The 13411-nt window shown below is 38.5% G+C and carries 12 protein-coding genes and 3 pseudogenes; 14 read left to right on the forward strand and 1 reads right to left on the reverse strand.

Features of this window, described 5'->3' with window-relative positions; all coding sequences use genetic code 11:
- Positions 1 to 118: 118 nt before the first annotated feature.
- Entirely contained in the window at positions 119 to 1618 is a 1500-nt protein-coding gene (locus C4H12_RS12005) for an NAD(P)H-hydrate dehydratase (RefSeq protein ID WP_106099125.1), read from the reverse strand.
- 393 nt (positions 1619 to 2011) lie between these two features.
- Here C4H12_RS12005 and C4H12_RS12010 point away from each other — a divergent pair.
- The 14 genes and pseudogenes from C4H12_RS12010 to C4H12_RS12080 all read left to right on the forward strand — a co-directional run.
- Positions 2012 to 2239: pseudogene (locus tag C4H12_RS12010) on the forward strand (IS1595 family transposase); the annotation flags it as partial.
- Positions 2240 to 2262: 23 nt separating this feature from the next.
- Positions 2263 to 2793 carry a hypothetical protein gene (locus C4H12_RS12015; RefSeq protein WP_106099126.1) on the forward strand — a complete coding sequence of 177 codons (531 nt, stop codon included), beginning with the start codon at positions 2263 to 2265 and terminating at the stop codon, positions 2791 to 2793.
- Between the two features lie 118 nt (positions 2794 to 2911).
- Positions 2912 to 3139 (forward strand): annotated as a pseudogene (locus C4H12_RS12020) (IS1595 family transposase); the annotation flags it as partial.
- A 99-nt stretch (positions 3140 to 3238) separates the two neighbouring features.
- The gene (locus C4H12_RS12025) at positions 3239 to 3415 is read left to right on the forward strand and encodes a winged helix-turn-helix domain-containing protein (protein WP_254424848.1); all 177 of its coding nucleotides are present in this window, start codon (positions 3239 to 3241) and stop codon (positions 3413 to 3415) included.
- Positions 3412 to 4038, forward strand: a complete 627-nt coding sequence (locus C4H12_RS12030; RefSeq protein WP_106098660.1) for a Type 1 glutamine amidotransferase-like domain-containing protein — start codon at positions 3412 to 3414, stop codon at positions 4036 to 4038. Before C4H12_RS12025 ends, C4H12_RS12030 begins: the two co-directional genes overlap by 4 nt.
- A 111-nt stretch (positions 4039 to 4149) precedes the next feature.
- Positions 4150 to 5190, forward strand: coding sequence for an IS630 family transposase (locus C4H12_RS12035; protein ID WP_106097921.1), 1041 nt, complete (start codon positions 4150 to 4152; stop codon positions 5188 to 5190).
- Between the two features lie 88 nt (positions 5191 to 5278).
- The gene (locus C4H12_RS12040) at positions 5279 to 5767 is read left to right on the forward strand and encodes a hypothetical protein (RefSeq protein ID WP_106099127.1); all 489 of its coding nucleotides are present in this window, start codon (positions 5279 to 5281) and stop codon (positions 5765 to 5767) included.
- A 4-nt stretch (positions 5768 to 5771) separates the two neighbouring features.
- The gene (locus tag C4H12_RS12045) at positions 5772 to 6311 is read left to right on the forward strand and encodes a hypothetical protein (RefSeq protein WP_106099128.1); all 540 of its coding nucleotides are present in this window, start codon (positions 5772 to 5774) and stop codon (positions 6309 to 6311) included.
- A 115-nt stretch (positions 6312 to 6426) separates the two neighbouring features.
- Positions 6427 to 6654 (forward strand): annotated as a pseudogene (locus C4H12_RS12050) (IS1595 family transposase); the annotation flags it as partial.
- A gap of 121 nt (positions 6655 to 6775) precedes the next feature.
- The gene (locus C4H12_RS12055; RefSeq protein ID WP_106099129.1) at positions 6776 to 7897 is read left to right on the forward strand and encodes a BF3164 family lipoprotein; all 1122 of its coding nucleotides are present in this window, start codon (positions 6776 to 6778) and stop codon (positions 7895 to 7897) included.
- Positions 7898 to 7960: 63 nt separating this feature from the next.
- A complete protein-coding gene (locus C4H12_RS12060; protein WP_106099130.1) occupies positions 7961 to 9538 on the forward strand; it encodes a Na+/H+ antiporter in 1578 nt (525 codons plus the stop codon).
- A 20-nt stretch (positions 9539 to 9558) separates the two neighbouring features.
- Positions 9559 to 10551, forward strand: coding sequence for a DUF2268 domain-containing putative Zn-dependent protease (locus C4H12_RS12065; RefSeq protein ID WP_106099131.1), 993 nt, complete (start codon positions 9559 to 9561; stop codon positions 10549 to 10551).
- 199 nt (positions 10552 to 10750) lie between these two features.
- Positions 10751 to 12403: an Ig-like domain-containing protein gene (locus tag C4H12_RS12075; protein WP_106099133.1), complete on the forward strand. Its 1653-nt coding sequence runs from the start codon at positions 10751 to 10753 to the stop codon at positions 12401 to 12403.
- 4 nt (positions 12404 to 12407) lie between these two features.
- Entirely contained in the window at positions 12408 to 13406 is a 999-nt protein-coding gene (locus C4H12_RS12080) for a BtrH N-terminal domain-containing protein (RefSeq protein ID WP_106099134.1), read from the forward strand.
- Positions 13407 to 13411: the final 5 nt, after the last annotated feature.

A 13411-nucleotide genomic window follows, 5' to 3' on the forward strand; every position in this document is an offset into this window, starting at 1 on the left:
AGCTATTTTCAAAACAAGCTGCTAATCTTTATATTTATTTCTGTGCTTTGCCAAATAAGGCTCTGCAAATTCTATGCCTTTTATATATTGCCAATTTCTTTTCCCCCAACACCAGTTTTTATCTTTTCTTCATTACACTCGGGTTGCACAAGTCGCTTGCTATAAGGCTATTTTCACCTATGTTACTCGCCACCTCATCACCTTTTGCTCCGTGCTGATATACTCCTATACAAGCCGCTTGCAAGGCCGGATACCCTTGTGCCAATAAGCTCGTTATCCATCCAGTAAGCACATCGCCGCTACCTGCAGTAGCCATTCCCGCATTGCCGGTAGAGTTCACCCAGTAGCGTGCCCCATCGGTAATCATAGTGTAAGCTCCTTTTATTACCAGCACTATATTGTGTTTTTGGGCAAAAGCCTTTGCTTTTGCCAATTTGTCATAATCATCTTTCCACACACCTATTAGGCGTTCCAGCTCTTTGGGGTGTGGTGTAAGTACAGCCTCATAAGGCAGTTGTTTTAGCAGCTTAGGGTTTTCAGCTATAAGGTTCAAAGCATCGGCGTCTATTACAAAGGGCGTTTGCTTATATGTTTTAAACAAAGCCCCCAAAGCCTTTGCCGTCTCCTCTTCCTTACCCCAGCCTATGCCTACTCCTATGGCCGAGGGCTGAAAAGGTATTTGTGTGCTTTCATAGTGTTTTTCACTATCACAGGTAAGCACCATTGCTTCCGGCAATGCTGTCTGCAATACCCCGTATCCGCATCGGGGTATAGCCACCGTAAGTAATCCTACTCCCGTGCGCAAAGCCGCCTTTCCGGCAAGCACTACCGCACCCATTTTGCCATAACTACCTCCCACCAGTAGGGCATGCCCGTAGGTACCCTTATGGGTGAATTTCCCTCTGGGCTTTATCAAGGCATCTATTTCTGCCTCTGTAAGATATTCAAACTCTGTGCTTAGCTGGTCTATAAAAGGCTTGTTCAGCCCTATGTCCAGCACCTCCCAATCCCCTATGTATTGCCCTGTGCTGGGCAACAGGAAAGGCAGTTTCGGACTCTGGAAGGTAAGCACCTTGTCCGCACATACAAATACCTCATTAGCATTAGGCATACGGTCGGTAGGCAATCCCGATGGCATATCAATACTGATAACCTCCTTCCCCTCAGCCTTTGCAGCGTTTATCTCATTAAATATGCTTTGCACCCATTTAGGGGCCGACCTGTTAAAACCTATCCCAAAAATAGCATCTATAATTACATCCCCATACACTATGCTCGATAGGTTATGACAATTAATAGGCTTAGTGCGTATCTTGTTCTTAGTAAGTAAATCTTTATTCTTCTGGCAGTCGCCCGATAGCTCTTCGCTAAAATAAAGTATGAAAGTATGTACTTGCCATCCTGCCTGCGAAAGCATCCGTGCCAGTGCCAGTCCGTCGCCACCATTGTTGCCAGCGCCAGCCAGTACAGTAATTGTTTTCTTTTTGTCCAGATAGTTTTTTAGCCAAGTGAAAAGTTTCCCTGCAGCACGTTCCATCAGTTGCCACGAGGTAATTAATTGCGCACTCATAGTACGCATGTCAGCTTCTTTCAGCTGCTCAGTCGTTAATATCTTCATTTTTAATTCAAAGATAAATGATCGAAATAAAACTCAAAAGTTTGCCGCAAAAATAGTAAATCTTTTTTAAATGGCAAAAATCATTTTATAAAAACCCATACACCTCTCAGCCTCCTTCACACCACCCCCCAAAACAGACCTGCTCCGAACGAACGAATAACGAAGGATAAACGAACTATAAACGAAGGATAGTTACCGAGCTGCAGCAGCTAAGTATCCCACCCTCTATCCCCTAAATCCTAACCTCTATCCCCTAAACTTTTCCCTTGCCAATTAAAAATTATTGAGGAATCAAAATAATTTCATATATTTGCACTCTGAAAATTAATGTGTTATGGAATTATTTAAGGGACAAAGCCTCTTAGAGTTTACTGAACGCTTTAAAACAGACTTAGTAATAATGGGAAGAGTTTTCCTACATTACATAAGGTAATACATCAAATAAAGTCTTGGATACGAGGTATATATTCTTGGGTATCAGAATTTAACATAGACCGATATTTAGCGGAATACAGTTTTAGAATTAATCGTTCACAAAATAAAGATACTATCTTTAACAGTTTAATAAAAAGAATGCTTGAAAGAGAACCTATTTTCCAACCTCTGTTAATATGCCATTAACTTGACACCTCAAATAATTAATTATGCGAAAATATATTTTTATAATTCTTCTCTTTCTTATTTCTTGTAAAGGAGAAGTACCTCAAAAACACATTGATAATAGGATTATTGTATTTAATATGTTTGTAGCTAATGGAAAAGTTGCTCCTTTTTCTATTATTTTAAATTTTAAGGATCAATCCATATTTTTACATAATATAAAAGATGATAGAAAATCCTTACATAATAACAATAATCAATATATTCTCAATAGAGAAGATGCTCTAAAAGATTGTATATTGACTAAAAATACAGCGCATCTATTTTCAGAAATAGATTCTATTTTGAAGACAATAGATATTAATAATATAAAAAACAATTACTCTGAAAATGAAATTATATATGCTGACTATATTTCTATGTCATTTTATCTTCTTAAAGATAATAAACAAATTTATCATTCTTTTCTCCCCAAGAGCGGCAAGGAATGGCATATTCTTAATTTAACACAGGATTATATTATAAAAAACGACACAGTAAATGCTGATAAATGGAAGTTATTCTATGATAAGTAAAAATTAATTGAGGTGTCAAAGTATTTTCATATATTTACACTCTGAAAATTAATGTATTATGGAATTATTTAAGGGACAAAGCCTCTTAGAGTTTACTGAACGCTTTAAAAACAGACTTAGTAATAATGGGAAGAATTTTTCTACATTACACAAAGTAATACACCAAGTAAAATCTTGGATAAGAGGTATATATTCTTGGGTATCAGAATTTAACATAGACCGATATTTAGCGGAATACAGTTTTAGAATTCATCGTTCACAAAATAAAGATACTATCTTTAACAGTTTAATAAAAAGAATTGTAGAGCGTTCTCCCGTTTCCCAAAGTCAATTAGTATGTAGCTAAATAGACACCTCAATTATAGTCAAACAAATTTAGATTGCGAATAAATAAAAAATTATTATCTTTGCACTGTCTTATCAAGGTCTGCTTAATATTTTTCAAATAGAATCCTTAAAACAAGAGTTACGCACACATCTTTATACAGATGCAAAACAAGTATCTCAATGGGTTAAAGACACTTTTGAAGTTACCTATACTCCACAAGGAATGGCTGATTTACTTAACAGAATGAGGCAATTCGAACTAAATTTAGAAATCTTAAATAATTATCACATATGAAAAGATTATTTTTAACCTCATCATTCAGTTCAGTAGCAGAATTGTTTGAAGATTTTGCAGGTGAACCCGTAAAAGGGAAAAAACTTGCTTTTATTCCAACAGCAAGTTTGGTAGAAAAAGTGCGTTTTTATGTAGATGATGATAGAAAAGCCTTTGAAAAATTAGGTCTTATCATAGAAGAATTAGAAGTTTCTACCGCTACTACCGAAGAAATAGCTACAGCATTAGAGCGAAATGATTATATTTTCATTTCTGGAGGGAATACATTCTACCTAATGCAAGAACTAAAAAAGAAAGGGGCTGACAAGCTACTTATAGAACAAATTAATAATGGAAAGTTGTACATAGGTACTTCAGCGGGTTCTGTCATTGCCTCTCCTACTATTGAATTTGTTAGCGATATGGACGAGACCAAAAAAGCTCCTGAACTTACTGATTATTCAGGCTTACATTTGGTAGATTTTTACTTATTGCCTCATTATCTGAACTTTCCATATGAGGAATCTAGTCAAAAAGTAGTAAACGAATATTCACCGAAAATAGATCTGAGACCTATTTCCAACAATCAAGTAATTACTGTTTTAGGTAATGAAATAAAAACACTTGAAAAACCCACCAGCTGAACACGTTGGCAAAAGCCGCCATGCCCAGCTAACACCTATTGCAATAGCTATATATAGTCAAACAAATTTAGATTGCGAATAAATAAAAGATTTATTATCTTTGCATTGTCTATGGAACTAACAGTGTCACCAACAGAAATAGAGGAACTTAGAAAGCTCCAACGCAACTTGCAAGGTCGCTCGGATTATGCCCGAGTTACCTGCATTTTGATGCTTTCTATGGGCAATACTCCTATTTTTGTTGCTGATTGCTTGGGTATAGACATTTCTACTGTTTATCGTTATCGTTCCTTATATCTTGAAGGAGGACTAGATAAACTCCTTGAGAATCGTTATAGAGGTTATCAAGGTCTGCTTAATATTTTTCAAATAGAATCCTTAAAACAAGAGTTACGCACACATCTTTATACAGATGCAAAACAAGTATCTCAATGGGTTAAAGACACTTTTGAAGTTACCTATACTCCACAAGGAATGGCTGATTTACTTAACAGAATTGGTTTTTCCTACAAGAAAACAACCGAAGTGCCTTGTGAAGCGGATCCTTTAAAACAAAAACTATTTGCTGAAGCACTCTCTAAAATTCTTCAAGAAAAGGAAGAAGGGGATGTGGTGTATTTTGCCGATGGTGTTCATCCTACGCACAACAGCCGTTCCACTTATGCTTGGATAGAGAAAGGTAAAGAGTTTCAACAACCAACAGTTAGTGGGCGTGATAGAGTGAATATTAATGGTTTACTTAATGCTTATGATGTTACAGATGTAATAGCTCTTGATTGTGAATGCGTTAATGCAGAATCAACAAAAGAACTTTACGAATTAGCTCTTAAAAAGCATCCAAACGCTAAAAATATTTATATTATATCCGATAATGCTCGCTACTATCACAATAAAGAACTTCAAAACTGGGTAGAAGATAATAGAATCAAGCAAATTTTCTTGCCTCCATACTCTCCGAACCTCAATTTAATAGAGCGCTTGTGGAAATTCTTACGAAAAAAAGTAATCAATACGGGTTTCTATCGGAACAAGACAGAATTCCGAGATGCTATAAGGAATTTCTTTGATAATATACATACTTATAAAAAGGAGTTAGAGTCACTTCTAACTCTCAATTTCCGTTTGATAAATTCGCAAACCATTTCTTTTTGACTATAAAATATATAACACTGATGAAATACTTACAAATTGGGAACATTGTAAAAGTGAGATAATTCCAAATTTGCCTTTCTTTAAGTTAATGAAAGAAAAAGATAATGATGCTGCATTAGACTTCATTAATAAAGGTGATGAAGAATTTATGTATGAAAAGGAACTTATAAGTGTATTAAAGCAAAATTTATTCTTTCATATTCTATGGAAAGCATTATCAAATAAAGAAGAACCTTTTGTATTACAACAAGCATCACAGATATTTCCTAATATGGTACTTGAAGTAGAGGTTAAAAGAATTACTATTGGAGAAGAAGGTGCTACTAAGACCTATAAATTAGTCGGAAAGCTCAATAAAGAAAAACTATCTAATGAAGAACTTATTAACCTATATGACAAACATTATAAGCCTCTTCTTGGATATTCTTTCACTGAATTTGAATTCACATACAGCATTCTCTACACAGTTGAAACAAAGAGCAATATACCAATTGATGCCTCCGTAGTGATTTTAGAAAAAGTGAAAAACAACTTTGAATTAATAACTCAGTACAAAATAGAATCCGTTGAAGTATAAAATTATGGAAGAAGAATTAAAGGAAATAAGATTTAAAGTAATACCTTTATGGCTACCGGTCATATTAATGATTCCTATTCTAATACCAGGAATAGCTTTTGATATTAGTGCTGGTGTATATGCGGCATTTTTACTTCCTTTATATTTGTCTATATATATATTTATATACAAAAAATTCGGTAAAACCTTACATTATGATACAAATATAAATGCATTTTATATCGAAGGAAATAAAATTACTGTAAATAACCTATATTGTATTCCTTTTATACCTAAACGTTCTTTAAGCGTAATGCTTACTATCAATAAAAACTCTTATATAGTGTACAATGAAAATAATTTATACTTTGAAAAAGACGCTGAAAAAAGGAAAAAGTATAGAGAGGAAATGAATAATTTCGTAAAAATAGTAAGAGACAATAAATTTCATAGAAGTACTATTTATAATTTATTTCCAATACTTATAAATATCTTTTTCTATACAATAATTATTATGTCTATATTATCATTTTTTATTTTATTTATTTATCCTTTCACAAAATAACTATTTTGAGGTGTCGAAATAATTTCATATATTTACACTCTGAAAATTAATGTATTATGGAATTATTTAAGGGACAAAGCCTCTTAGAGTTTACTGAACGCTTTAAAACAGACTTAGTAATAATGGGAAGAATTTTTCTACATTACACAAAGTAATACACCAAGTAAAATCTTGGATAAGAGGTATATATTCTTGGCTTTCAGAGTTTAATATAGACCGCTATTTAGCTGAGTATAGTTTTAGAATTAATCGTTCACAAAATAAAAATACTATCTTTAACAAATTAATGAAAAGAATTGTAGAGCGTTCTCCCGTTTCCCAAAGTCAATTAGTATGTAGCTAAATAGACACCTCAAAAAAATTATTTCGTACCTTTGCTACAAATTACATAACACACCAACGGCAAAGCGCGTGAAGAGCGCTTTCGCCATATTCTAACAGCTAATTTATAAATTAATTACATTATGAAATCATCATTTTTTATTACCACAGCCCTACTGCTCTTAGTAGGATGTAACAACACCACCAACCCTACCACGCAAGGCACCCATACCACCACCACTACACAAAGTGCCGATACCTCCTCCACACTCCCTCCTCTCACCTCACAAGAGGTTTTCTTTAAAAACAAAAATCCTTTCGGCGAAGATATCGCCTTGGAAGGACGAAACATCACTGGCGATACCGCTCTCATTCAAATCAAAGAACCCGAACTTACCATTAAAAACAACCAACTCCTAATGAAAAACCTCACCTCACCAGTGCTACACATCTTTAACCTCCCTACCCTACGCCTCCAAAAAAGCATAGGAAAACGCGGACAAGGTCCCGATGAGTTTATGTTCCCCACCCTTGTACCCTCTGCCACCAACGATGCCCTCGGCTATCTCTATGAAATCTCCCTTCACAAACTCTACAAAATCAACAAAAACGCCGAACTCGAACCTCTCACACAGCCCTTTAAAGAAAAAAAACGTGACGCCTTCGGCTCCTCTATGCAGTTAGTCAATATAGGAACTAATGATTTCTTGTACGTCTCCGATAGCAAAACAGGAAAAAGCATCTTCCGCATAACCCAAACTGCCGACTCTACCCAGCTTAAAGAAATAACAACCCTCGGTCTTAATCCAGCTCGCAAATCTCCCTTCTCCTACATAGGTAGCTTTGCCGCAAACCCCCAAAAAAACCGAATGGTATACGCCTATAAGTACTTCAAAATCATTAAGTTTATGGATTTAGAAGCCAAAACCATCAAAACCATCAACTTTGAACGTGAAGAGTTTAACGAAGGTAGCACCTACGTTGTAAATGGGTTAGACCAAAACGTATCTCACTATTTCGGTGCTTGTGCTGGCGATAAGTACGTCTACTTCCTCTATATAGGCCGTACCCCCTTCGATGTTATCAAAGAATGGGGCAAAGAAAATTACTACATTTTTGTCGAACAATACGATTGGAACGGTAACCCCATAAAACGCTACCGCCTAAACCAATTTGGTAAAATCACTGTCGATGAAGCACAAGGCAAACTCTATTTAGTCAGCAATAATTATGACGACCCTTTCTTTGAGTTCAACCTACCGTAGCCCCAAACCATTAATTTGCTATTTGCCAAATTATTTGTACTTTTGCGCCCTAAGCACACACCAATGGTTGAACAATTCCCTTACTTACTCATAATGCTGGCTGCCATTATATTACTTATAATGCTCGCCAACCGCTTAAAGATAGCCTATCCTATCGCATTAGTATTAGGCGGCTTAGCCATTAGCTTTATCCCCAATGTACCAGTAATCACTATCGACCCCGATTTAGTACTCATCATATTCCTACCCCCACTCCTCTATGCCGATACATTTTCACTTTCTATGAAAGAAATGTGGCGATGGAGGCGCATTATCTTTAGCTTTGCCTTTATAGTAGTCTTCATCACAGCAGCAGCCGTAGCGTGGGTAGCCAATATGGTATTCCCTGGCTTCTCTTTAGCCTTAGGATTCCTATTAGGCGGGGTAGTAGGCTCTACCGATGCCGTCAGTGCCGCCGCCATTATGAAGTACGTAAAGGTGCCCAACCGCATCAGTACAATAATAGAGAGTGAAAGCCTCCTTAACGATGCCTCTTCACTAATAGTATTTAGGTTTGCCGCCTTAGTAGTTACTACCGGTCAGCTGGTGTTTAGCACTATGGCACTGAACTTTCTGTGGGTAGTTATAGGCGGGGTATTAATAGGCTTGATAGTAGCCTTTATAATGCGCAAGCTCCAGAAATACCTCCCTACCGATAGCAATATGGATATCCTTTTCACCCTCATAGCCCCTTACATTATGTATCTTGCAGCCAATGAGGTAGGAGCCTCAGGGGTATTAGCCGTAGTAGCTGGGGGTATGTATATGTCCTATTACTTTATGGGTAATAACATACAGGCCGAAAGCCGCAATAAAGGAGCAGCCGTATGGGATATTTTAGTATTCATCTTGAACGGCTTTGCCTTTATACTCATAGGCTTAGATTTAAATGAAGTACTCCGTGGCGTTCAGGCCGAAGGTATTGATTTATGGACAGCCACCGGCTATGGCTTGCTTATTGTAGCAGTACTTGTAGGGGTGCGTATGCTATGCTCTTATGGCGCAATAGTTATTACCCAAATAATGAAACACTTCATTACAGTAGCCGATAGGCGTATGCCAGGCGCCAGTGTGCCTTTGGTAATGGGCTGGGCAGGAATGCGTGGGGTGCTCTCATTGGCAGTAGCACTCTCTATACCTCACACTTTGGAGAGTGGCGAGCCTTTCCCTCACCGCAGCCTTATACTCTACATCACGTTTATTGTAATACTCACAACCCTTTTGCTACAAGGCCTCACACTGCCTACCCTCATTAAGTGGGTCAAATTCCCCGATTATGGCGACCATATACCCGAGGAAGAAGCCGAAAGCCTTATTCGCAAAACATTAGCCCAAGCTGCCTTGGATTATATGCAAGAACATTACCGCGAGGGCATTACCAATACCTTCCTCCTCCAAAATCAAAAAAATATATGGCAATACCAGCTGGATAGCCCCACTTGTAGCACCACCCCCGAGGTGCGCGCCAAGTACATAGCTATACTACAGCACCAGCGCAATGTACTAAAAAAGCTAAACCGCGACCCCCGTATAGATGAAGCACAAATACGTGACTTCCTAAAACAACTCAGCTTGGAGGAAGAAAAATGGGGAATTAGCTAAATACTTAACACTTAACAAAAATGATTAAAAGAACTATCTTTTTGGCAGCTGCCCTCTTGCTTGTTGCCTGTGCCGATAAGCAAGAAAAAGAAATAGCGGCTATCCCTATGAGTTTTGAAACAGTGCGTTTAGACTCTCTTTTCGTAAAAACTCCCGATGCCCAATTAAGTAACTTGCGCAAGCAGTACCCCTACTTCTTCACTTCCAATATCACTGATGAGGAGTGGATCGAAATACGCAACGGGCTTATCTTCCCCGAAGAGCCTTCCGTGCAGCTCCACTACACCGATCTCTATAACGAGATTAACAAGAGCTTGGGTAACTTGAAAGAAGAAAAACAAGAGCTTAAAAGCTTGTTTCAGCATATAAAGTATTACTTCCCTAAGTTCGAGCCTCCAAAAGTAATAACACTCATCAGCAGGGTCGATTACGAATCACGAGTTATTTATGCCGATAGTTTGCTGCTTATAGGCGCTGATAATTACTTGGGCGCCAAGCACCCCTACTACCAAGAAATGCAACAGTACATTGCTGCCGAATTGGATAAAAAATACTTAGCCATAGATGTAGCCGATGCTTTTGCCGAAAAGCTGGTACCGCGTGGGGGGGTATATCTCACTTTTTTGGAGAATATGGTGTATGAAGGTAAGAAGTTGTATTTGGAAAGCCGACTGCTGCCTAAACGCCCCACTGCCGACTTGCTCCGCTACCCTACCGAAAAGTATGAGTGGGCAGAGGCTAATGAGGGTGAAATATGGCGCTATTTCATTGAAAAACAATTGCTCTACAACACCGATAAAAAATTGCTAAGCAGGTTTATCTACCCTGCTCCTTTCTCAAAGTTCTATTTGGAGTTGGATAATGAGTCACCACCACAAATAGGACGCTATATAGGCTACAAAATAGTACAGGCTTATGCCGAAAAACACCCTGATGAAGGACTCATAGCTATCCTTAGTATGCAACCCGAAGCGCTGTTTAAGGGCTCGGGCTATAAGCCTAATAAAAAATAACCGTTAAGCCCCCTAAGGGCTGCAGATATAAAATGCTGTTTTCAACACGTCCCAAAAGATGTTTTGAAAACAGTTTTTTTATGCCCCTATAGTAGTTCTTGGCAGTAGGGGGTGGGGGTATAGTGGCTGGCAGAGGGGTAAAACTTGTTAATTGATAATTATTTTGTATCTTTGCACTTCCATTATGATTATACATTTTATGAAATACCGTTTGCCTTTATTTTTTATTCTTATTGTACTTGCTGTAAGCCAGTGGCAATGTGCGCGCCGAGGCTCGCCTACGGGGGGTGAAAAAGATATTACCCCACCGGTGCTCTTGCAGGCAGAGCCGCCCACAGAAACGGTTGATTTTAAGGGAAAGAAGATACGTTTGCGCTTTGATGAGTATGTAGTTACCAAGGATTTGCGCAAGCAGCTTATCATTTCACCCCCTATGAAGACTTTCCCTGTTATTTCGCCTACATCAGCATCGAAGTGGTTGGAGGTTCATATTCTAGATACTCTGGCAGATAATACTACCTATGTACTGAATTTTGGTAATAGTATTCAGGATTACAATGAGAATAACCCATTGGTCGATTTTAAATATGTATTTTCTACCGGTAGCACTATCGATACCCTTTGGTATGAAGGGGATATAGCCGATGCACTGCAGCCCCAGCCCGATAGGTTTGTAACTCTAATGTTATACCCTTTTAATGAGCAGTATAAAGATTCGGTAGTGTATAAAGGCCGACCTATGTACGTTACCAATACCCTTGATAGCCTTAGTAACTTTACTTTTGAGTATCTTAAAGAAGGTAAGTACAAACTTGTAGCACTGAAGGATAAAGGGAATGATTACCAATTTAACCCGAGGGAAGATAAAATAGCCTTTTTGGAAGAGCCTATAACAGTGCAAAACCTTAAAGGGAAAATGCAGGGTAAGTACCCTAAATTGCGTTTGTTTAAAGAGGCACTTCCCTATAAGGCACAGCGCCCAAACCAAGTGTCTTTAAACCGCATAAGCTTTGGTTTTGAAGGAGGGACAGAGGATGTTACAATAAAAGCCTTAGCCCCTACAACTCCCGATTTTAAATATACCATTTCAAAAGAACCGAACAAAGATACATTGAACCTTTGGTATGCGCCTAAGCAGAAGGATTCACTTGTTTTTGCTGTAACCCATAAGCAGAAAACTGATACCTTTAGGGTACGCCTACGTGAGGGTAAGGATATGAAAGCCGATAGCTTGCGCGTGGCAAGTATCTTTAGTAGTGAGTTACCAATGCATAAGGACTTTGGTTTTGGCAGTAATATACCGCTTGCCAAAGTCGATAGTACCAAAATAAAAGTGCTGCGCGGCAAGGATAGTACCGCAGTGGCATTGCCATTTAAAACAAAGCTTGATAAGGATAAGCTGGTTTACAGTTTGTTTTTTGATAAAAAATATGATGAGACTTACCAGATAGAAGCGCTACCCAAGGCATTTACCGACTTTTTTGGGAATACAAACGATACCCTGAAGGTGAAAGTACATACCCCAAAAGAAGAAGACCTTGCTACCCTAAAGCTGAATCTTAACCTAAGTGACGGAGTACAATACCCCATCATACTACAACTTACCAATGAGAAAGCTACAGAGGTAATACAGGAACTTTATATTAGCAAAGCCCAAGCCCCCTATATACTTAAAAACATACAACCTGCAAAATATAGGTTGCGTATAATAGAGGACCGCAATGGTAACCGTAAGTGGGATACAGGTAGCTTCCTACAACAACTACAGCCCGAGCGGGTGTGGTACCTAAGTGCTACATTGGAACTACGTGCCAACTGGGAGGTTGAAGAAACGTGGGAAGTAAAAGAGTAACTTAATGACTATTGATTTTAAACATACACAATCCGCACACTGTGAGAATGGAGTAGCATCGAACCTATTGTACTTTAATGGGGTAGCCCTTAGCGAGCCTATGGTATTTGGGATAGGTTCAGGCTTATTGTTTTTCTATTTCCCTTGGCTAAAAGTAAATGAGGCTCCTGCTATTAGCTACCGCACAATGCCAGGGCATATTTTTAGTAAGGTAGCCAAAAGGCTTGGCTTCAAAGTAAAGAGGCAGAAGTTTAGCTCGGCAAAGGAAGCCCAACAAGTGCTGGATGATAATTTAGAAAAGGGGATTCCTACAGGCTTACAAGTAGGGGTGTTCAATCTGCCTTATTTCCCCGATGAGTATAGGTTCCACTTCAATGCACATAACCTTGTGGTATACGGCAAGGAAGATGGTAAATACCTCATTAGTGATCCTGTAATTCCTTATACTACTACCCTTACCCCCGATGAGCTTACCAAAGTACGCTTTGCCAGTGGAGTACTTGCCCCTAAAGGGCATCTGTATTACCCTACCCACCTGCCTAAGGAGATGGATTTGGAAAAGGCTATATGGAAGGGTATCAAGCAGACGTGTAGCACAATGCTTGCTCCAGTGCCCATAGTGGGTGTGGCAGGTATTAAGAAACTTAGTAAGGATATACTAAAATGGCACCGCAAGAAAGGTGCTAAAACCACGAATCATTACCTTGCCCAGCTCATACGTATGCAAGAGGAGATAGGTACCGGCGGTGGTGGCTTTAGGTTTATATATGGGGCTTTCTTGCAAGAAGCAGGCAAACTCCTGAAAAACGATGCCTTAATAGAACTCTCTAAAGAAATTACGGACATAGGAGATGCGTGGCGGGATTTTGCAGTAGCTATAGCCCGTGTGTATAAGAACCGCAGCACCCAAGCCGATGTATATAATGCACTCTCACAACAGCTATACGCTATTGCCGAGAGAGAAGAAGCTTTTTTTAAAAAACTGAAAGCAGTAGCGCGGTAGGCACT

Origin of the sequence: Capnocytophaga sp. oral taxon 878 (genome assembly GCF_002999135.1) — a bacterium.
Taxonomy (GTDB): Bacteria; Bacteroidota; Bacteroidia; order Flavobacteriales; family Flavobacteriaceae; genus Capnocytophaga.